The sequence below is a fragment of the Nodularia spumigena CCY9414 genome (genome assembly GCF_000340565.2).
Lineage (GTDB): Bacteria > Cyanobacteriota > Cyanobacteriia > Cyanobacteriales > Nostocaceae > Nodularia > Nodularia spumigena.
Window position 1 is genome coordinate 4,542,290 of sequence record NZ_CP007203.1, and the last position, 19,885, is coordinate 4,562,174.

Sequence of the window (19,885 nt, forward strand, 5' to 3'; positions counted from 1 at the left end):
CCGCTAGTATTGATTGTCGTGTGAGGGGATGCGGTGAAAGGACAATACTTATTTTATAGTTTCTTACCTGGTGTCACAGCAGCTGTATTAACAAGCCAGCCTGCTTTGGCTAGTACAGTAAATGGTGTACAACTTACGTCTTCTCCTAGTTTCTTGACTTCTACTGATAGTCGAACCTGGGTTGCAGACAATATTAACACTCAACTGCCTAATTCTCAGACACAGATTTTTCCAGATATAGGACTCGAATCTGGGTTAACTACTGTTGATTTGCAGTTTTCAAGTGGTCATAGTAACACAGTTATCTTGACAGGCAATACTGCTATACCCATAGAAAATGAGCTATCTCAACAAGATGAAGATAAATTTTCCAGTTTCACACATTCGTTAAATTCTGCCCAAAACTCAGCGCCGCATGATTTTGAAAGCCATGAAAAACAAAGTCAGGTCGCTACTTCTAAGCAGCAATTAGAGACAACAGTTTTTCCTAATGTTACCTCCCAAGCAACTTCTGCCCAGCCAGCCAGTTTTTCCCTGTCTGCTTTATGGACATCAGCAGCGTCTCCCAAACAACCGGAAACTCAGTTATCGACAGTTTTACCAACTGCGGTAACAGGTAGAGGAACCGCAAATTTGCAGGCGGCGCATAGTTGCTCACAAGAAAACGGGACAAACGGTATATTGATTTCTGGGTTTTCAGCTACCAGTACTTGTCAACCTGAAAATTTGGCGGGTAATTTGATAGCTCAGAGTTATCCGTCTACTCCCAACACCACCTCAGCTTTGGAAAATACTGGTTGGGAGTTAACTCCTTCGCAAGCAGAAACGGAGAATTTTCCCCCTGCTAATACTGGGGAAAATCTCATGCAAACAGAAACGGAGAATTTTCCCCCTGCTAATACTGGGGAAAATCTCATGCAACCAGAAACTGTGGAATTTGCGCCTACTGGTGCGGCCGAAATTCCTGATAACCTGAATCCTAATGCCAATCCTCTGCAATTTCCGACCAAACCAGAGGAAGTGAGAATTGAAAACAATCAGCCGATTACTTTGGCACAGGCGTTAGAACTGGCAAAGCGGAACAATCGCGATTTACAGGTGTCCTTATTGGAGCTAGAACGCGCTCAAGCTGCTCTACGCCAGGCTCAAGCTGCTTTGTTGCCCAATGTTGGTCTGAATGCTGATATCACTCGCAGTCGCGCTGCTGCACAACAGCTACAGTTGGATCAACAAGCCCGACAATTGAATCAACCAGCACCACAAGCCGAAGCTAATACAGCTTTTAGGGGTGAAGCTCAACTGACTTATGACCTTTTTACGAATGGCAGACGACAAGCTAACATTAGACAGGCAGAAGAACAGGTACGGTTGAATGAGTTGGCTGTAGAGCGCCAATCTGAAGAAATTCGGTTGAGTGTGTCTACGGATTACTACAACTTGCAACAAGCAGATGAACGAGTACGCATTGCCCAGTCTGCTGTGGAAAATGCCCAGGCTAGTTTGCGAGATGCACAATCTTTAGAAAGGGCTGGAGTGGGTACGCGATTTGATGTGTTGCAATCGCAAGTAAATTTAGCTAATTCCCAGCAAGAACTCACTAATAATGTCTCCCAGCAGCAAATTGCCCGTCGCCTTCTATCGACTCGCTTAAGTGTGCCACAATCGGTAAATCTGAGTGCAGCAGATCCTGTACAATTAGCGGGTTTATGGAAGCAAGACCTAGAAAGTAGCATTGTTTTAGCGATTCAAAATCGTCCAGAACTGCAACAGCAATTGGCACAGCGTAACATCAGTGAACAGCAGAGACGAGCCGCACTTTCAGCCCTAGGGCCTCAAGTTAGCTTGATTGCCAGTTATAACCTGCTAGATCAGTTTGATGATAGTGTGAGTGTTACCGATGGTTACTCTGTGGGAGTCAGGGCTAGCCTGAATTTGTACGATGGTGGAGCGGCTAAAGCCAGTGCTGCTCAGGCGAAAGCTAATGTAGCGATCGCAGAAACTCGATTTAGTGAACAGCGCAACCAAATCCGCTTTCAGGTGGAAGAAGCTTTTTCTACCCAGAGAGCTAATTTGGAAAATGTGCAAACTGCCAATACTGCTTTAGAACAAGCCAGGGAAGCTCTGCGTTTGGCGCGCTTGCGATTCCAAGCTGGTGTAGGTACTCAAACTGATGTGATTAATTCTGAAAACGACTTAACAAGAGCTGAAGGTAATCGGATTACAGCTATCTTAGATTACAATCGCGCTTTGGCTCAGTTACAACGAGCCGTCACCACCAGAGCATTAGGTGAGTAAATTCGTCAAAAAACTTGTTGCATCTTGCTTGCAAGCCCCCGGATGTATCCGTGGGGCTTTATCAGTTATCAGTTATCACTTATCAGTCAAGGGCTATGATTGACAAAGTACCAAACTCCTAAGTGGCGATGCCCACAGCCTTAGAAGGGAATCAGTTAAAGTAAAGATAAGTAAAGAAAACGCTCATAATTAAATGGCTGCTCTACCCTTAGAGGAAATCTCTGTTCAGTTAGAAAGTCCGAATTTGCGCGATCGCATGGTAGCTCTGGCCAGTTTGCGTAATCTATCCCCGGAAGACGCAGTACCTTTAATTAAAAAGGTATTGAATGATGAATCGTTGCAACTGCGATCAATGGCCATATTCGCTCTAGGAGTTAAGTCCACAGCAGAATCTTATCCACTTTTAGTAAAAATTCTCGAAAATGACCCAGATTATGGCATTCGTGCCGATGCTGCTGGAGCTTTAGGCTATTTAGGTGATGCTAGAGCCTTTGAGGTACTGGCTCGGACATTTTATGAGGATACTGATTGGCTAGTGCGCTTTAGTGCAGCCGTTTCCCTGGGTAATATTAAAGATCCCCGCGCCCATGATGTTTTAATTCAAGCATTGGATAGCAGCGAAACAGTCTTACAAGAAGCGGCAATTTCTGCGCTGGGGGAAATCGAAGATATTGAGTCTGTAGATAGTATCCTGCGCTTTGCTCAGTCAGAGGATTGGTTAGTGCGGCAACGTCTGGCAGAAGCCTTGGGAAATCTTCCCACTACTAAGAGTGTTTCAGCTCTAAAATATTTAGAAAAAGATCAGCATTTCAATGTTGCCGAAGCGGCGAGGATTTCTCTGAGAAGGTTGGAAGAGAAAGGCAATCAAGCTTAACTCAACACCTTTTACCACTTTTTTATCGCCAGTTGCATATTGAGCATTTTGTTTCAGGGTAATTTTATTTATGAATATTGAAGAATTTTTTGAGTTGAGTGCTGGTAAATGGTTTTCCCATCGGACTAGTCACCATTTGGCTTTTAAACAATCTGAGGACGGCAAATCAGACCTAGTAATTGAGAGTCTACCCGCAGATCATCCAGAGGTGATAAAACTATGTGAACAATACGAAATTGCTCCCAGTGCCGCCTCCTGTGGCGCTAGAGTCACCTGGAATGGCACGATGGAATGGGATGAAGAAAAACACACTGGCTCGACTGTGTTAGTTACCGTACCTGATGCGGTAAATCCCCATGAAGGTAAGTTACTGCGAGAAATGGGTTATGCCGAGAAAGCCCCCGTTGCTGGTAGCTATAAGATGGGCAGCGATGGCGCTTTGACTCTAATTACAGAGTACGAAACCATGTCTTCTGAAGAACGTTTGTGGTTTGCAAGCCCTAATTTACGGATGCGGGTGAGTATCCTCAAGCGTTTTGGTGGCTTTAGTATGGCTTCCTTTACTTCGGAAATCCGTATGGGTGGCACTTTTGCAGCTGCAAAAGTATCACAAACGGCTGATTCTGCTTCCAGTTAGTGGGATATGAGGAAATGGGGGATATGGGGGGAGAAGGAACTGGAGGAGCAAATTATTAATTTTTCCTCCTTTTGTTCATCCCCCAAAACGCCCATTGTGTTAGCTAGATTTAGTAGCAAGCTGAAATCAGGTGCGAGATATTCTGGTAAGCATACCCTGGAGACAATCCTTGATTTTTAAATAGGGATGTCACGTTTTTCAATTCATCGTGCAGTTGCTGTTGACGACATAACTTAGCTAAGAGCATTTTTTGAATGGGTTTTACAATCCGCCGCATTTGCTGCTGATTTAGTTCCTCATCTTGTGGGTGTTCTGTGACGAAACTGTGGGTAATAAAAAGTTCGTTACCCTGAATACTTTCACTGTTAAATAGTTGGATTATCTCTTGATAATTTTGTTCAACAAATCGCTCAGTAGTATACTTGAGAATCACTGGGTCTAGGATATATAGTGTGGGAATATCTTCTATATTTTTATCTATAAATGAATGCCCAGCTATTAGATTATGTAATGTTTCAAATAGCTGTTTATCTGATAATAATTCCTGATTATCTTGTAATAATTGATTCCATGAAGCCGAATTTCGTCTGATAGCTACCCAATAAATTAGATTTATTTCTATATTTGAAAGTCTTTTAAATTGGTTATCTAAAAATTTTTTAATGGGATCACTAACCAAAACTGATCTATCAATAATAAATGGCGGTAGATAATCTGGAAATACAGTCTTAACTTGTTGTGCAATTACTTTGATCATCCAGGGATTGCTATAATCCTTACTTAATTTCTCTAGTTCAATATCTGTACCAGAAATACCTTCTGATCTGAAAATTTGTCGAGCTTCTTCATATTCTAAACCTCCCAATTTTTTGAAACGCACTAATTGTCCCTTCAATATTGCAATATCATGAGTTACTTTTCTACTCAGCAGTATTAAACTGCTTCTATGGGCTTCTGTCGCAACTCTTTCTACAAAGGTGCTATAGTTGATATAATCTGTACTTTGATTGCCTGTTATTTCTTCCCAACCATCCAGCACTATTAAACATCTTTGATGATGTAAATACTGCATGATTTGAGTAATATCATCTGGTTCTTTTTCACCTTTAGATAGGAATTGTCCCAGTTTAAGCAGAACTTCTGAAAATGGAGGTGATGATGCTAGAGAAAGCCAGATTATATAATCGTATTTGTCAGCAATTTGGTTTACTAAACGGCGAGCTAAGGCACTTTTGCCAATTCCTCCCATTCCGTGAACAACAACTAACCGACAGCCGTTTTTAATCAGCCATTGCTGAAGTTCGGCTAATTCTGCGGTGCGACCGGAAAAACTAGATAAATCTGGAGCTTCGCTGATATTTCTGCGGCTCTCTACATCATTTTCCACTACATTTTCCCATTCTAAATCCAACACTTGGCAAAAAGCCTTGAAAGTATCAGCCCTAATGGGTTGCTTTGCTTCTCGAAACCGTTTCCAAGTCGCTAATGCTACGGCAAATGTTTGAGAATTATCCCAGTTTTGATCTGGTTCTAAAATTTTACTTGCTTCCCTCAGAAATATTTCATCCATATCCCAAGCCCTTTCAATTATTCCTTGTAGACCAATTCTTTTGGTTCTGGCTTGTTCAATTTTTCTCATCCTAGATTCCTTAATCAGAATCTTTCCGCTTTCAGAAGCTTTTAAAGTTTGCATGATTTTTTAGGAATAATTTTTAGGCATAAATTTAAATGTATTTATTGGTCAAGTTTAATATGATTGGACGTTGTTTAAAATAGTAAAAAAATTATTTCCGTTCTGGAGTTTCCAGATAAGTAAAGCGATATTCATCACTTGAGCCGTCACTAGAACTAGCTTGTGCTAAAATGCCAACACCTATGGCTTCTTTGCGGTCTCCATAAGTATCAAATTCAACGCTTACCTGAGTAGCACCAGGTGCTGAAATAGTTTTTAATTTTTGGTATACTTCTTCACGGGTGGGATTAATTCTGCCATCCGGACTCAGTTCCGTCAAAGCTTGGAAAAATGACTGTGCTGCGTCATAGGAAGTAAGAGTCCTCCAACTGACTTTTGCTGTTGACCAAAGTTCGATGGCTTTTTGTGTAAAATCACTGTTAGCAATATCGGCATGAGAAGACACAGCAACTACCATACCATTGGCAAGATTTCCTAGTTTCTCAAACGTTTCTTTGCCATATAGAACATCTCCTGCTAAGAGTTGCAAATCTCGATTTTCGGATTTTGCATTGTCCTTGGCCTTTTTAGTAATTTCTAGTGCTGTTTCCAGATGGTTACGACTGGGAGCCAACATCAAAGCTTGCACATTTGCTGCTGTTGCTTTTTTAATGCAATCTTTTGAGTTGGTTTGAGTCGATAAATCACAATACTCTTGAATCAAGGTAGGTCTTCTATTTGGAGACAATCTCAACAAAGTTCTAGCAAATTCTTCTTTCAAAGATTCACTATATTGACTCTCAGATTCAAAAAGTATTAGTATTTTTCCTTGTTGCGGCTGATTATTTAAATAGTATTTAGCTAGGTTTGTAGCCGCAATATAGTCATCAGCAGCTGTGCGGAAAACATATTGATTATCTGGATTTGGCTTCCTCACAGCAGTGCTTGTGGGTGAAATTAAGACAAGTTGTTGTTCTTGATAAATAGCTCCTGCTTTCCAAGTATCGTCGCTTGTAGAGTGTCCAATAACTCCTAATATTTGACTATCCTTAAAATATTCTAGTTCTCCTGGAATATTATTATTTTGATTGGAGAGTTTCTTAACTATTTCTGTGAATTTTTCTGGGTTATTACTATTATCTTTTACTATTATTATCTGAAATACGGGACTATCTGCTGTGCTTTGTATACTTTGAACTTGGGCAACACCACGCAATATTTCTAGAGCAGTACCACGAAATTCAGGAACACTGGGAATAACAACTGCGATTGTGGGCAGATCACGGGCATTTTGAGCAGCTTTGGAGTTATAATAGTAAATCAATGTTTCTGGATCAACTTGACATTTATTTTCGCTATCAGCCGTTTGAACAGCACCTTCTCTAAATTTATCTGTGGCTTCTTTGAAATAATTTTCTGCTTGTCGAAAACCTGCTACAGAATCTAAAGAGCTAGCCTCTCTAAAGGCATCTATGCCTTTTAGTTTTAACTCATAAGCATCTGTGCATTGTGGGATGCGAGAAGTTGCTGGGTTCTCATTAATTAAAGCGTTTTCTCCCCGGCTAAAGTATTGGGATAAATGTGGCTCTGATGATGTTGTTTCTATAAAATTTAAAATAATAGCGATCGCTACTCCTAATAAAGCCAAACCAGCTAAAATTATCCAACGCCGTTGTTGAGGAAATTTTTTCAGCCAATCGAGCAACGGCTGAAGCGGATTAGGTTGTTTTTCAGCAAGAGCATCAAGCACGTCTTGGGCAGACTGAGGCCTGTCTCCTTTCTCGTATTTGAGCATTGAGTCTATAACATTGGCAAAATTATGATTGCTGACATTTGCGTGTTCTTTCCAATTTGAATTAAACAGCAGCTGATTGGGGTTTTTACACCCTGTCAGCAAAGACACACAAGTTGTCGCTAAGGCATATAAATCTGATGCAGGAGATACTTCAGCTTGATCGTGTTGCTCAGGTGGCGCAAACGCAGGAGTGAACATCATAGATGTTGTTTCGGCAGATAATCCAGGTAATCCTTCTGTTACCTGCTTAACTGCACCAAAATCTATCAAATATAGCTGTCCATCGCTCTGACGGCGCATGATGTTGGCAGGTTTAATATCCCTGTGTATAGTTTTTAATTTGTGATCATAATTATGAATATACGTGAGTATTTTTAAAATTTCTTTGAGAATATCGAGAACTTCCGCCTCAGAAAACTTCCTTTGTTTCTTTAATATCTGAGATAAATTTTCACCTTCGATGTAATCTTGCACCAAATAAAAAAACTTTGGCGGATACTTGCTTGAATCAGCTTCCACCACAAAAAATGCCCATGCTCTAGGAATTTGTTGATAGTTCAGTTTTGATAGAATCTTCGCTTCACGCTTAAACGATTCTTCCACTCGTTGCATCAGTGTCGAACTCAGGGTTTGTCTAGGGTGTAACTGTTTAATTACGCGCAGCTCTTTCTCAAAGTCAAGATCCTCTCCTAGAAAAGTTATGCCGATTCCGCCTTGTTCTTGCTCTGATACTAATAACCGTTTTGGCAAGAAACGCCCTTGCAAAATCAAGGGCATTCCGCAATTATGGCAACATATTTTTTTTCTAATATCAGGAGAATCGATATCTTTCTGTGAAATAAAATTTTGAGGGTGATTACAACCAGGACGAGTACAGAAAACATCAAACTTCTGAGAGGTATCGCTATTCACAATTTATTCACCTTCAGCTTTACTTTGGCTAGATTAGCTACACACTTGATAAAAAACAAATTGTTTTAGTTTAGCACTCTACTGTATGGTGTGTGTGGTACATGACAAATTTACCAATCAATACTTAGGTTTTTACTTGAACTTACATTTACCTCCTCAGAATTTTTCTTTACGTATTAATTCTGAACCATAGTCATATTTTTGGCAATATGCGTAAACTTGCATTTTTGGCAAGAAGAATATTCTATAGATTGCATAGAAATAAGTCTATAAAAGCTCCCGTCAGATTAAATTTGAAACCCTAATTTTGAGGTTAGTCCGCGTAGGAAGTTGGGCGAAGCTACTTCGACAAGGCTCAGTACAAGTCAGTTGAGCCGCGGAATTTGTGTAGATGGTTCCGCGACTTCTAGCGGCGATTTTAATTATTTCCGGTAATAATTAAAATCGCTCACGTTTTAGCAACAAGTATGCCAAACATAACTTGGCACTTCAACCATTAATAAACATCCCAATTTGAATAAGTAATGTTCTCAGGATAAACCCGAAAAGAATCGAAGAAGTTAACAGATTCTGTGGTTAACTCATTTTTTGTTAAAGTCCCCATCAAATAAAAACGCTGATTCACCAGAAATGCCCGATATTTTCCCAGAGTTCCATCAGAATGTTGCATGAGTAACTCCAATCCAGGATGTTGATTAATTACTAGATTAGTAGTTTGAATAATCTTGCCATCAAGACCAATACTTTCCCTCATTGCACTTTGTAACACTTGCCGCAACTGTGGAATAGGTATCCTGGAAGCTTGTGGAAAGTTTCTGTGTATGACCATGTACACGGACTCAGTAGCACTGACAGATATCAATTGATCGGCTGTATTTGTTACAGTTTTACCGGGCATCAAAATTTTAAAATCCCGATTTGGACCCCAATATGTATCGTTTTCAGCAATGAGAATAGGCTGTTTGGGTGTCCGGACTTTAGTAGTACTAGATACTGATTCAATGGCAGAAATGGATGGATTAACCAAGGCTACTGCTGGGTTCTGCGTGCCAAGAACTAGTACAAAAGAAGTGGCAGCTATAGTTAGAGGATTTGTAAATAGCATGACTGTATCTCCTTATGGATGTTAAATTGATATCTCTTCGCTGAACTATAATTAAAGGTTTACCACGTATAAAAAAGTCAGAGCAACCCTCAGTTTTGGCTCAGAAAAAGTTCATTTAATCATCACAAAGGAGTAGGGGGTAGGGCAGTACCGTTCAGTTAAGGTTGCCCATTCCTGTTCCCTATTTAAGAAAAAGTTGCGAGTATTTACTTAAATTTGCAGCAAGTTAGCGATCGCCTGCGGTAGTGGCAGCACAATAATAATCAACAATGCCATTGCCATCAAGCCTAAAATGTCACGTTTATTATCGAGTTCCGTGACATCATTCAAGGCAGGTTCATCAATTAAGGGGATGAATAATAAGATAATTGCCCAGAGCAAAAATCCTTGCTGCACTAAAGAGAGCAGTAGTAATAATAAGCGGGAAATTTGACCAATGACTATTGCGGTTTTCTGCCCAAACATCGCATGAACGATGTGACCTCCATCTAATTGTCCTACAGGCATCAAATTCAAAGCTGTGACGATTAGTCCCAGAAAACCAGCGATCGCTATAGGATGAAGGTTAATTGCTGATGTTGCAGTTAACTGGCTTCCTAATGCTAGTTTGGAGAGCAATGCTAATAAAATTGAAGATTTGGGATTGAGAGCTTCCGGGTTTAATAGTCCTGTTTGGTTAGTCATAGTCACCACTTCCGAATTAACCAAACCCCAGAGGAGTAAGGGTAAAGTGATCACAAAACCTGCCAGTGGTCCAGCAATGCTGACATCAAATAAAGCTTTGCGATGAGGAATTGGACTACGCATTTGAATAAATGCGCCAAAAGTGCCTAAAAAGACGGGCAGAGGAATAAAATAAGGCAGTGTCGCCCGAATTTTGTAGTATCGCGCTGTCAAATAATGACCAAGTTCGTGGATACCCAAAATAGTCATCAGCCCTAAAGCATAGGGCAATCCTTGCCACAAAATACTGGGGTCAGATGCGAGTTGTTTGGCATCAGCGCCGGCGATGGTCGCGCCCACCAAAGTAGTAGTGACTAAAGTAGCTATTACCAAAAATAAAGCTAATCCTGGACGTGTGATTTGGTCTGGCTGGCTGGTATTTCTGGTTGCTTGAGTATTAGGAACAAGTACAAAGAAAGGTTTGCCATTGAAACCTTCTTGAAAAATCAGTAGAAAGCGATCGCCAAATTCTGCTTCAATATTGGCCTTAATCTGCTGATAAGCCTGAGTCGGTGTTGTTCTGATCTGACCCCGACAGATCACAGCCTGGGGTCTATACTCAATATTGTGGATATAGTAAACAGACCAGGGAAAACAATTTCTGAGTTGGGTTTCTTCCGTTGGTTCAATGGGACGCACTGGTACTGATTCTGCGGTAGGATGGATAGCCGATTGTGATTCTATAGTCTGGGGTTGAGTTTGTGTATCTCTTAGTGTTCTCCGACCCCATTGAAACAATAGCCAGTTTGACACTCTCAGGTTTGACACACAGAGATTCTTTAATTAACGAGCTAACTTGCTCTGGCAGGATTACTCCAACCGGAGTAGAGGTCAATTCTCATAAAGCGTAAATTCCGGTATGCCCTACCGTACTCAAGGAGTTTTTGATATTTTCAGTCTTGCCAAAATCTCGCTTTCCTCAACTCGCACGATTAGCTTATATCTTAGCACCTTTTCAGTTTCGGTTTTTGCCCATGCACGCCTTACCTCAACAGCCAAGTCAGACAGCTAAACAACCGCGTCCGGTGTTAGATAATATCTTTGCCTTTCCACCAAATCGGGACACATTAGGGGGAACCTCTTACCTGATTGTGGGAAATGAAGGCAATATCCTGATAGATTCTCCTGCGGACGATGCCACAAATCAAGATTTTATGCGATCGCATGGTGGAGTGCGTTGGTTATTTATTACTCATCGAGATGCGATTGGTAAAACAGCAGAAATTCAGCAAACCTTTGGCTGCGAAGTGCTGATTCAAGAGCAAGAAGCATATTTATTACCTGGATTAACTGTCACCAGCTTTACCCAGGAATTCACACTCAATTCCAAATCTAGGGTAATTTGGACACCTGGCCATTCCCCCGGTTCATCTTGCCTTTACTACAGTGATTTAGGCGGTGTGATATTTTCTGGCCGCCATTTAGTTCCCAACCAGGAAGGTGAGCCAGTGCCTTTTCGCACAGCCAAAACCTTTCACTGGCCTAGACAAATTAAAAGTCTGAAATTAATCCTAGAAAGTTTTACACCAGAAACACTCCAGTACATTTGTCCCGGTGCTAACACTGGCTTCCTCCGAGGGAAACGTGTCATAGATAATGCTTACCATCGTCTAGTCATTAGTCATTAGTCATTAGTCATTAGTCATTGGTCATTGGTCATTGGGAAGTTACCCTCTTGTCCCCCCTGCACCCTGCACCCTGCCCCCTGCACCCTGCCCCCCTGCACCCTGCCCCCTGCCTCTTGTCCCCCCTGCACCCTGCACCCTGCCCCCTGCCTCTTGTCCCCCCTGCACCCTGCACCCTGCCCCCCTGCCTCTTCTTACTCCCTACTCCCCACTCCCCACTCCCGCCAAGACGGAATTTGTTTTCAATAATTCCACAGCTGCTTGATATTGCAAATCAGCTTCTGTGGAAATTTGGGCGCGGGTAATTGATTCTTGGGAAATCACGGTATCTGGCTTAATGCCTAATTTATTAATATCCCGATGCTGAGGTGTTTCATACTTAGCAATGGTGACTGCTAATCCAGAACCATCGGATAATTCAAACAAGGACTGAATTAAGCCTTTACCAAAGGTAGTTTCCCCGACCAAGGTGGCACGACCGTTATCTTGCAGCGCTCCGGCGAGAATTTCACTGGCGCTGGCGGTTCCTTCATTGACTAAAATCACCAGAGGATCGTCTGTCAAGGCTGGGCCAAATGATTCAAAACTGCCCTGAATACCTTGGCGATTTACCGTGTAGACGATGGTACCGGAATTCAACCACAGACGGGCAATTTCAATTCCTGATTGTAATAACCCTCCAGGATTATTTCGCAAATCTAAAATATATGCAGCTGCGCCTTTTTTCTCTAAACTAGAAATAGCGTGTGCTAATTCCATTGAGGCGTTAGCGTTGAATTGAGTCAGGCGCAGGTAGCCAATGGGCGTACCTTGAGGAGAAAAACGCAGGTCTGCTACCACAGGGTTAAGCTCAATGCGATCGCGCACTATTCTGACTTCTTTTTCTCCTATCCCATCTCGTTCAATCAAAAGCGTGACGGAACTACCAACAGGCCCCCGCATTCTGGTCGCTGCTTCGTCAAGAGTCAAATTTTCTGTGAGAATGCCTTCAATTTTGAGAATGCGATCGCGAGGTTTAATCCCGGCTGCATCTGCTGGTGAATCCAGAATGGGAGTCACTACTTCCAGCTTTCCCGTCTCTGGATTGAGCGCAATTTGCAACCCCACCCCAGTCAATTCACCAGAAGTACTCACCTGCAAACTGCGGTACTGCTGCGGGTCTAAAAAGCGGGTAAAAGGATCACCCAAAGTCTTGAGCATTTTCTGAATGGCTGCATAAGCGGCTTCATTATTTTTGAGCGGCTTCTCCAGCGCTTTTTGCCTAGCCTGCGACCAATTTTGATGATTAAAGGTCTCATCTAAATAAGTCCGATTGACAATTCGCCAAACTTCTGAAACTAATTTTTGCTCATCCGTTAAAGCTGCTGCTGGTTGGACCAGAGCGCCCAGCGCCAACCAAAATGCCACTAGCAGTGAAAATCCTAGCCGAAAAACCTGTTTTTGCATGAACCCCATTTCCAAATTCCACCTGATCCCAAATTGCCGAAAAATGCTGCCGAAAAATGCCTAGCACCGCAGGGCGGAAGTTAAAAGTCAAAAGTCAAAAGTCAAAAACCTTATTCTATAGGCTTTTCATTGACTTAGAATTGTGGTTTTATTTCCGCAGACCTGTACTAGTTACCTCGTCGTTGATGAAATCTATATCTCAACTATGTTACTTTTTTTATAGAAGTGTTGCATTCCTCTCATCAACTTGTTGAAAAACTGATGAAATGCATTCCACTGATGAAAACGATAAGATCGACTTGGTGTACAGCATTTTGGGTGTTGGGTTGCCAAGAGAACGCAATATATTCCATATTTACAGAGTGTTAAGTTTCTGAAAAGTCTTATCATTCTGAAGGCTCAAAAGCCAACAAACAAACTCCCCTTTGTGAAAATCCCAAACTTGTTAATTGGGAGATTGATCAACCGCAACCGATTTTTAGGAACTTGAGATTGTATGGCCAACGTTTACGACTGGTTTGAGGAGCGCTTAGAACTGGAAGCGCTCGCTGAGGACGTAACTAGCAAGTATGTCCCTCCCCATGTAAATATTTTTTATTGCTTGGGCGGAATTACCCTAGTTTGCTTTCTGATTCAGTTTGCTACTGGATTTGCGATGACCTTCTACTATAAGCCCACAGTGGCTGAAGCTTACTCTTCGGTAGAGTACATCATGAATGATGTCAGCTTCGGCTGGCTGATTCGCTCTATTCATCGCTGGTCTGCCAGCATGATGGTGTTAATGATGATTCTGCACACCTTCCGGGTGTACCTCACAGGTGGCTTCAAAAAGCCCCGTGAGTTGACTTGGGTAAGTGGTGTCATCCTAGCTGTAATCACCGTTTCTTTTGGTGTGACAGGCTATTCCCTACCTTGGGATCAAGTTGGTTACTGGGCTGTAAAAATCGTTAGTGGCGTACCAGAAGCAATTCCCGTAGTTGGTGTTTTTATTTCTGATATGTTACGCGGTGGTTCTAGTGTTGGTCAAGCAACGCTGACTCGCTACTATAGCGCTCACACCTTTGTACTACCTTGGTTAATTGCGGTGTTCATGCTGTTCCACTTCTTGATGATCCGCAAGCAAGGTATTTCCGGTCCTTTGTAATCTGATAATTAAGCCAAAATGCAAAAAGGCCACAGCTTTCAGTTTCCAGATGCAGATGTTTGTTTTAAACTTATGAGAAATGAGCAAATAATATCTTATAAGCGACAATAAGAGCAAAGACTTGTATTTGAAGCTGAAAGCTGTAAACCCCAACCGCAAAGCGGAATTCAAAAGTCAAAAGTCAAAAGTCAAAAATGATTTGAGATGGTTGTGCTATTTACTCCGTGCTGTAATGGGTTGGTCTAAACGCTGATGGCTGATACAAATGCTTTAACCGAATTTGAGCAGGAGAGCGCATTAAAATATGTCAACGCAAAAAAAACCCGATCTGAGTGATCCTCAGTTAAGAGCTAAACTCGCCAAGGGCATGGGTCACAATTACTATGGTGAACCCGCTTGGCCTAATGACTTACTGTATGTATTTCCCATTGTGATCATGGGTTCATTTGCTTGTATTGTGGCTCTAGCTGTGCTAGACCCTGCAATGACAGGTGAACCAGCAAATCCTTTTGCTACACCTTTGGAAATTTTACCAGAATGGTATTTGTATCCTGTATTCCAGATTTTGCGATCGCTTCCTAACAAACTTTTAGGAGTGTTAGCAATGGCTGCTGTGCCTCTGGGACTCATTCTCGTTCCTTTTATTGAGAACGTGAACAAGTTCCAAAACCCCTTCCGTCGTCCAGTGGCGACCACAGTGTTCCTCTTTGGTACACTTGTCACCCTGTGGCTCGGTATTGGTGCTGCTTTACCATTGGATAAATCCTTGACATTGGGATTGTTCTAAGCTAGGCAGCAAATAGCCTTTGACACCTGTAGTTTTCAGATCATCTACCAAATTAAGCAGTTGATAGCAGCAAGTTTACTTGCTAAAAACTGCACCAAGCAATCACCACAGAAGTGTTCTTTGAAAGTTGCTCATATTGGCCGATGTAATTTTGAAACCTACAGGTGTCAATTTTAGTAATCCAGGTAGTATCTGGAGTTTTGAGTTGGGGAGAAAAAATATATTCCCAACGGGAAAGTTGCCAAAAAGCAACAAATACAGACATTTTTTACGAAAGTTATATTCAAGTCAAGGTCAATGCTTAGCATAGTGCAGCAAGACCATCTGGCGGTGAAGAGCGAACTAAAGCTCCTAAACTACGTACAACAATGGTTTGAGCGATTCAGTCTAAAATATTTGTCACAATTTGGCTGGTCAGAAAGCCAATTGTATCGCCTCAATTTAGCATTAGCGGAGGGTTTTACCAACGCAGTTCGTCACGCTCATGGTGCTTTACCACCAGAAACGACCATAGAGATTGAAGTTAGTCTGTGGATTGACAGACTGGAAATCAGAATTTGGGATCACGGAAAACCCTTCAACCCTGATGCGATCGCCGAGCCACAGCCAGGTACACTCCAAGTAGGGGGATATGGCTGGTTTCTCCTGCGACGATTGGCTGACCATGTTGTCTACGAACGCAGTGCCGATGGTAAAAATTGTTTACTGATTCTCAAATATGCTAGAGAAGATAAAAAGTAGAAGAGTTGACCGAAAAACGAGACGCAAGCCCCTGACTTTAGGCATGGGGAGAAGGCGGTAAGAACTTTTAAGTTCCGTCAAACGATTGCGTGGCTTTAGCCACAGTGTTAAAATAGATTAGCGAGAAAACAAGTAGGAATAACCTTCAGCGCATTGAAGTATCCTAGTACGGAGCAATCCCGGCAACGGACATATCCGACTCGATTCGGAATAGTTAAAGGGCGAATAATGGCAGGATATGGAGCGTTCATCTTTAAAATATGAAGGACTCAGAAAGTATGCGCGAATGAGAGCAAAAGCTCTTTGAGTGAGTAGAGGGATACTTGAATGTCCCGTTGTCGCCTTTTTCAGGTAGGCAAGAATCCCCTGGCTTTAGACGTGGGGAGGTTCAAAATTAATCGTCAGTGATTTTTACCTTATTTTACTGAACTTTAAATGGGGATTGGTACAGTCAAAGCAAAGCTCAATTCGGATCATAGACTTAACAAACAAGCTGATCATGTCTTCGTGTTCTTAGAGATTTTTGCTCGCGAAGGTGGGATTCAATCTTATGTTAAGGATATTTTTCATGCTTATTCGGGATTTGGTGCTGACTGTAGAGCCGAAGTGTTTTTGTTGCGAGATAGCGTTGACCACTCAAATCCTTGGGAGTCCGATAATTTAAAATTTCATTACTTTCAAAATCAGTCGCCTCAAATGGGGCGGCTGAAAATGGCCGTGGCTCTGTTGAAATTTTTTTTACAAAAACGCCCCCAACACGTTTATTGCGGTCATATTAATTTAGCTGTACTAATTAAAACTCTATGCCAACCGTTGGGTATTCCCTACACAGTCCTCACTTATGGTAAAGAAGTTTGGGAACCTCTGAAAAACAGTGAAACAGATGCTTTAGCATCAGCAAATTCCATATGGACAATTAGCCGCTACAGCCGCGATCGCGCTTGTGCTGCCAATGGTCTAAACTGTGAAAAAATCAAGATGCTACCTTGTGCCATTGATGGTGAGCAATTTACTCCTGGTTCTAAACAGCCAGAATTAATTGAGCAGTATGGCTTAGGTGGTACTAAAGTATTAATGACCGTGGCGCGATTGTGGTCAGGAGATATTTACAAAGGTGTAGATGTGACAATTCGCGCCCTACCCCGATTAGCACAAGTGTTCCCAGAAGTCAAATATTTGGTAATTGGTCGGGGCGATGACCAACCACGATTAGCCCAGTTAGCAGAAGATTTAGGGGTGAGCGATCGCGTGGTGTTTGCGGGTTTTGTGCCGACAGAACAATTAATCGCCCACTATCGCCTCGCTGATGCTTATATTATGCCCTCTCAAGAAGGCTTTGGTATCGTTTATTTAGAGGCGATGGCTTGCGGTGTCCCAGTGCTATCCGGTGATGACGATGGCTCGGCTGACCCCTTGCAGGATGGTAAACTGGGGTGGCGAGTTCCGCACCGCGACCCAGAGGCGGTAGCAACAGCTTGTATTGAAATTCTCCAAGGTGACGATCAGCGTTGTGATGGGGAATGGTTAAGAGAACAGGCGATCGCACTTTTTGGGATGAAAGCCTTTCAACAGCGTTTACAAGAACTGCTTTTATCCTAAGTAGTCAGCCCATAGTCCCAAGACTCAATTAATAATTCTTGACTTTTGGTAGTTGACTTTGGGCTTTTGACTCTCCATTAAACTCGCTATCCTAGAGGAAGAGCAAGACAATAATTTAAAAAATGAGCCTAAAATCTTTGCAATTGAGTCTTGAAAATCTTCGCCCTTGGCTCACGGTGTTAGCAGTTTTCTGGTTGCTAGCATCATTAGGCTTAGGATGGTTGGTGAATTCGTTGTTAATTATCTTTGGTTTGCTGTTCTTGACACCCGTTGTCGCCTTCTTCGGGTTTCGCTGGTGGTTACAACGCAATTTAGTTAATGATCAATGTCCTGTCTGCAATTATGAATTTACAGGCTTGAATAACACTCAGTTGCAGTGTCCTAATTGTGGAGAGCAATTATCAGTCACACAAGGTCATTTTCAGCGCTTCACACCAGAAGGCACAATTGACATTAAAGCAATTGAAATACCAGCCAAATCACTAGAAGAACAAAAGTGAACCGACGGTATATGTATAATTACTGAAATCAGGGCGGGCATCTTTGCCCTCACCCACAAGATTTATATTATGATTCGGTGATCAATTGGTAGAGAGAAATCGCGAGACCATTCATTCCAAGAACCAAAATAATTTCTGCTATAAATACCAGCTTGTTGTAAAGCAATCATTGTATTAGCAGCCCTGGAACCTTTAAAGCAATAAATATACACTTTTGCATGGGAAGTAATACCCACAGATTGACAAATTTCTAAAATTTCTGCTGGTGAGCGAAACATCGGGATTTCAGCGTCGCAATTCATTAAACGATGCCATTCCAACCATACAGCATTCGGGATTCTGCCTTTGCGGGGACAAAAATCAGGACTGTAGGGAGAAGAACTTAGTCCTTGCCATTCATTGCGATCGCGCACATCTAATTTTATAATTTTCGGGTCATCCAGAGCCTGTAACATCTCTTCTGTAGTCACCATGATTGCCGCGTCAGGATGCGCTGTAAATACCTTGCTTTTACGAATAGGTACTTCCCCTTGAGTGGTAGGTAATCCAGCCGTTAGCCAGGCTTTATAACCCCCGTGCAGCACAGATACTTGAGTACAACCTAAATACTTCAGCAAAAAAGCTGCTCTACAAGACTGCCCATAACCCTGATTTAAAGCATCTTCATAGACAATCAACTTTTCTGCACCAGAAATTCCGGCTTTACTCAACAGTTCAGAAAAATGCTGGGATAATTTCTTTAATCCGTCAGCTTGAGAGTTTTCTAAAAGGTAAGTAAATAATTCTCGGATATTGATAGCACCAGGAAGATGGGATTTAATATATTCTTCAGGACTGCGGGTATCAATAATGGCAATTTGTGATGAATCTTCTGCTAACAAAGATGTGAGTTCTTGGGGGGAAATCAGTAATTTTGTATCCAAGATATTATTTTCCTGTTAACGTGCCATTAAGCATTATCGCGTCCTGGATATTGGCACTTTGAAGTTAATATCACAGAAGAATAAATCTTGAATGTTTTGGAATAACTTTTTTTTACGAACCGCCAAGTACGCCAAGTACGCCAAGGGAGAAAGAGAAGAAACAAGTGCTTAAAGGAAGTTTTAGATAACCCTTTTGTTAATATTACAGTTGCAACTATTGAGGGTTATAGAAATCCTGAGTAGGATTATTTTATAGAGTCATTCCCTAAAAACATCTCCAGAGAAATGGATTAAAGTCTTAATAATGGTGCGTTACTTCATCCTAACGCGCCACTACAATACTTAATTCTTATTCCATAAATAAACTAGAATCTACATGAAAAAAATATCCTAGCTTCCGAGATTGTTCTGTATTTATCTTCTCTTGTCCATTGACAATATTATTAAATATATCTTCACTCCCTAAAACCGCTACTAAATCTTCTTTGTTTTTATCAGATTCCTCTAAAATAAATAACAACATATCTCGAGGATTCTTCTGCTGGCTTGGCTGATAATATTCTTGTTCAAACTTTTCAATTAAAGTAATTAACAACTGATAAACTTCATTTTCTTCAGGAGTGCGTTCCCGGTGCATTAAATCTTCAACTATCGCTAAAGCTTGCTCATTTTCTGCTTCAGTCTTGATAAGCTTGGGAAGATAAGCTGTTAATAATTCCTTGTATTTATCTAGATTAAAAGTAAGGGTCATCTTTCCAATTCTCCTTATCATATTCAGCGTGAGTGAGGATATATTTAATATAAATTAACTGCCCTTCATAATCTATACTAACAATCAAGCGATATTTATTCCCCTTAATATTGAAAACAGTAAAATTACTAACGGCTTCTGCTTTAGGAAAAACCTGCTGTACTTCAACTAATTTTGACCATCTCGCTTTAATAGCAACCTTATACCAATTGTTTAGGGCTTCCTGACAATCTGCATGGTTTTGTGCATATTCTCTTAAGATTCTAAAACTAATAACGTGCATTTTCCCTGATAACAAGATTAGCTAACAAATAAAATAAGCTCGTAGTAAGCGACTCTAGCCCTTCCCGATTCGT

Annotated in this window: 18 protein-coding genes; 9 read left to right on the plus strand and 9 right to left on the minus strand. The window is 41.5% G+C overall.

The annotated features are described in order from the left end of the window. Positions 1-33: 33 nt before the first annotated feature. The 3 genes from NSP_RS19855 (at position 34) to NSP_RS19865 (ending at position 3,806) form a co-directional block, all read left to right on the plus strand. Positions 34-2,295, plus strand: coding sequence for a TolC family protein (locus NSP_RS19855; RefSeq protein ID WP_006198952.1), 2,262 nt, complete (start codon positions 34-36; stop codon positions 2,293-2,295). Between the two features lie 193 nt (positions 2,296-2,488). Then, positions 2,489-3,169 carry a HEAT repeat domain-containing protein gene (locus tag NSP_RS19860; protein ID WP_006198951.1) on the plus strand — a complete coding sequence of 227 codons (681 nt, stop codon included), beginning with the start codon at positions 2,489-2,491 and terminating at the stop codon, positions 3,167-3,169. Positions 3,170-3,239: 70 nt separating this feature from the next. Then, a complete protein-coding gene (locus tag NSP_RS19865) occupies positions 3,240-3,806 on the plus strand; it encodes a phycobiliprotein lyase (RefSeq protein WP_006198949.1) in 567 nt (188 codons plus the stop codon). A gap of 109 nt (positions 3,807-3,915) precedes the next feature. On the opposite strand, the gene NSP_RS19870 is transcribed toward NSP_RS19865, so the two are convergent. The 4 genes from NSP_RS19870 to NSP_RS19885 form a co-directional block, all read right to left on the minus strand. Continuing rightward, positions 3,916-5,499 (minus strand): NB-ARC domain-containing protein, encoded by a 1,584-nt coding sequence (locus NSP_RS19870; protein ID WP_006198948.1) that lies wholly within the window; start codon positions 5,497-5,499, stop codon positions 3,916-3,918. A gap of 91 nt (positions 5,500-5,590) precedes the next feature. Then, positions 5,591-8,185 carry a bifunctional serine/threonine-protein kinase/ABC transporter substrate-binding protein gene (locus tag NSP_RS23755; RefSeq protein ID WP_144360574.1) on the minus strand — a complete coding sequence of 865 codons (2,595 nt, stop codon included), beginning with the start codon at positions 8,183-8,185 and terminating at the stop codon, positions 5,591-5,593. 496 nt (positions 8,186-8,681) lie between these two features. After that, positions 8,682-9,290 carry a hypothetical protein gene (locus tag NSP_RS19880; protein ID WP_006198254.1) on the minus strand — a complete coding sequence of 203 codons (609 nt, stop codon included), beginning with the start codon at positions 9,288-9,290 and terminating at the stop codon, positions 8,682-8,684. Between the two features lie 210 nt (positions 9,291-9,500). Continuing rightward, on the minus strand, positions 9,501-10,766 hold the full coding sequence (locus tag NSP_RS19885; RefSeq protein ID WP_006198253.1) for a site-2 protease family protein: 1,266 nt from the start codon (positions 10,764-10,766) through the stop codon (positions 9,501-9,503). Between the two features lie 221 nt (positions 10,767-10,987). On the opposite strand from NSP_RS19885, the gene NSP_RS19890 reads away from it, so the two are divergent. Continuing rightward, a complete protein-coding gene (locus NSP_RS19890; RefSeq protein ID WP_042202815.1) occupies positions 10,988-11,641 on the plus strand; it encodes an MBL fold metallo-hydrolase in 654 nt (217 codons plus the stop codon). A 198-nt stretch (positions 11,642-11,839) separates the two neighbouring features. Here the strand turns inward: NSP_RS19890 and ctpA are convergent, their stop codons facing one another. After that, positions 11,840-13,093 carry a carboxyl-terminal processing protease CtpA gene (gene ctpA / locus NSP_RS19895; RefSeq protein WP_017804367.1) on the minus strand — a complete coding sequence of 418 codons (1,254 nt, stop codon included), beginning with the start codon at positions 13,091-13,093 and terminating at the stop codon, positions 11,840-11,842. 487 nt (positions 13,094-13,580) lie between these two features. Here ctpA and petB point away from each other — a divergent pair, with 487 nt between their 5' ends. Together petB and petD are read left to right on the plus strand one after the other, a co-directional pair. After that, entirely contained in the window at positions 13,581-14,228 is a 648-nt protein-coding gene (petB, locus tag NSP_RS19900; RefSeq protein WP_006198249.1) for a cytochrome b6, read from the plus strand. Between the two features lie 304 nt (positions 14,229-14,532). Then, a complete protein-coding gene (gene petD, locus NSP_RS19905) occupies positions 14,533-15,015 on the plus strand; it encodes a cytochrome b6-f complex subunit IV (protein WP_006198248.1) in 483 nt (160 codons plus the stop codon). 82 nt (positions 15,016-15,097) lie between these two features. Here petD and NSP_RS19910 read toward each other — a convergent pair whose 3' ends face one another. Then, positions 15,098-15,280 carry a hypothetical protein gene (locus NSP_RS19910; protein ID WP_006198247.1) on the minus strand — a complete coding sequence of 61 codons (183 nt, stop codon included), beginning with the start codon at positions 15,278-15,280 and terminating at the stop codon, positions 15,098-15,100. 32 nt (positions 15,281-15,312) lie between these two features. On the opposite strand from NSP_RS19910, the gene NSP_RS19915 reads away from it, so the two are divergent. The 3 genes from NSP_RS19915 to NSP_RS19925 all read left to right on the plus strand — a co-directional run bounded on the left by NSP_RS19915 (position 15,313) and on the right by NSP_RS19925 (position 17,855). Beyond that, positions 15,313-15,756 carry an ATP-binding protein gene (locus NSP_RS19915; protein WP_006198246.1) on the plus strand — a complete coding sequence of 148 codons (444 nt, stop codon included), beginning with the start codon at positions 15,313-15,315 and terminating at the stop codon, positions 15,754-15,756. Between the two features lie 435 nt (positions 15,757-16,191). Continuing rightward, positions 16,192-17,355: a glycosyltransferase gene (locus NSP_RS19920; protein WP_006198245.1), complete on the plus strand. Its 1,164-nt coding sequence runs from the start codon at positions 16,192-16,194 to the stop codon at positions 17,353-17,355. Between the two features lie 122 nt (positions 17,356-17,477). After that, positions 17,478-17,855: a hypothetical protein gene (locus NSP_RS19925; RefSeq protein WP_006198244.1), complete on the plus strand. Its 378-nt coding sequence runs from the start codon at positions 17,478-17,480 to the stop codon at positions 17,853-17,855. Positions 17,856-17,917: 62 nt separating this feature from the next. Here the strand turns inward: NSP_RS19925 and NSP_RS19930 are convergent, their stop codons facing one another. From NSP_RS19930 to NSP_RS25660, 3 genes are all read right to left on the minus strand, one after another. Then, the gene (locus NSP_RS19930; protein WP_006198243.1) at positions 17,918-18,778 is read right to left on the minus strand and encodes a sulfurtransferase; all 861 of its coding nucleotides are present in this window, start codon (positions 18,776-18,778) and stop codon (positions 17,918-17,920) included. Positions 18,779-19,127: 349 nt separating this feature from the next. Further along, positions 19,128-19,529 carry a helix-turn-helix domain-containing protein gene (locus NSP_RS25655; RefSeq protein WP_006198242.1) on the minus strand — a complete coding sequence of 134 codons (402 nt, stop codon included), beginning with the start codon at positions 19,527-19,529 and terminating at the stop codon, positions 19,128-19,130. After that, on the minus strand, positions 19,513-19,812 hold the full coding sequence (locus tag NSP_RS25660) for a type II toxin-antitoxin system HigB family toxin (protein WP_006198241.1): 300 nt from the start codon (positions 19,810-19,812) through the stop codon (positions 19,513-19,515). The genes NSP_RS25655 and NSP_RS25660 overlap by 17 nt, the downstream gene beginning before the upstream one ends. Between the last annotated feature and the right edge of the window lie 73 nt (positions 19,813-19,885).

What these genes read in the sequence shown, in the direction of transcription:
- NSP_RS25655 (WP_006198242.1), bottom strand. Translation starts at nt 19,529, where the DNA reads ATGACCCTTACTTTTAATCTAGATAAATACAAGGAATTATTAACAGCT.
- NSP_RS19860 (WP_006198951.1), top strand. Translation starts at nt 2,489, where the DNA reads ATGGCTGCTCTACCCTTAGAGGAAATCTCTGTTCAGTTAGAAAGTCCG.
- NSP_RS19920 (WP_006198245.1), top strand. Translation starts at nt 16,192, where the DNA reads ATGGGGATTGGTACAGTCAAAGCAAAGCTCAATTCGGATCATAGACTT.
- NSP_RS19880 (WP_006198254.1), bottom strand. Translation starts at nt 9,290, where the DNA reads ATGCTATTTACAAATCCTCTAACTATAGCTGCCACTTCTTTTGTACTA.
- petB (WP_006198249.1), top strand. Translation starts at nt 13,581, where the DNA reads ATGGCCAACGTTTACGACTGGTTTGAGGAGCGCTTAGAACTGGAAGCG.
- petD (WP_006198248.1), top strand. Translation starts at nt 14,533, where the DNA reads ATGTCAACGCAAAAAAAACCCGATCTGAGTGATCCTCAGTTAAGAGCT.
- NSP_RS19890 (WP_042202815.1), top strand. Translation starts at nt 10,988, where the DNA reads ATGCACGCCTTACCTCAACAGCCAAGTCAGACAGCTAAACAACCGCGT.
- NSP_RS19865 (WP_006198949.1), top strand. Translation starts at nt 3,240, where the DNA reads ATGAATATTGAAGAATTTTTTGAGTTGAGTGCTGGTAAATGGTTTTCC.
- NSP_RS19870 (WP_006198948.1), bottom strand. Translation starts at nt 5,499, where the DNA reads ATGCAAACTTTAAAAGCTTCTGAAAGCGGAAAGATTCTGATTAAGGAA.
- NSP_RS25660 (WP_006198241.1), bottom strand. Translation starts at nt 19,812, where the DNA reads ATGCACGTTATTAGTTTTAGAATCTTAAGAGAATATGCACAAAACCAT.
- NSP_RS19915 (WP_006198246.1), top strand. Translation starts at nt 15,313, where the DNA reads ATGCTTAGCATAGTGCAGCAAGACCATCTGGCGGTGAAGAGCGAACTA.
- NSP_RS19925 (WP_006198244.1), top strand. Translation starts at nt 17,478, where the DNA reads ATGAGCCTAAAATCTTTGCAATTGAGTCTTGAAAATCTTCGCCCTTGG.
- ctpA (WP_017804367.1), bottom strand. Translation starts at nt 13,093, where the DNA reads ATGGGGTTCATGCAAAAACAGGTTTTTCGGCTAGGATTTTCACTGCTA.
- NSP_RS19910 (WP_006198247.1), bottom strand. Translation starts at nt 15,280, where the DNA reads ATGTCTGTATTTGTTGCTTTTTGGCAACTTTCCCGTTGGGAATATATT.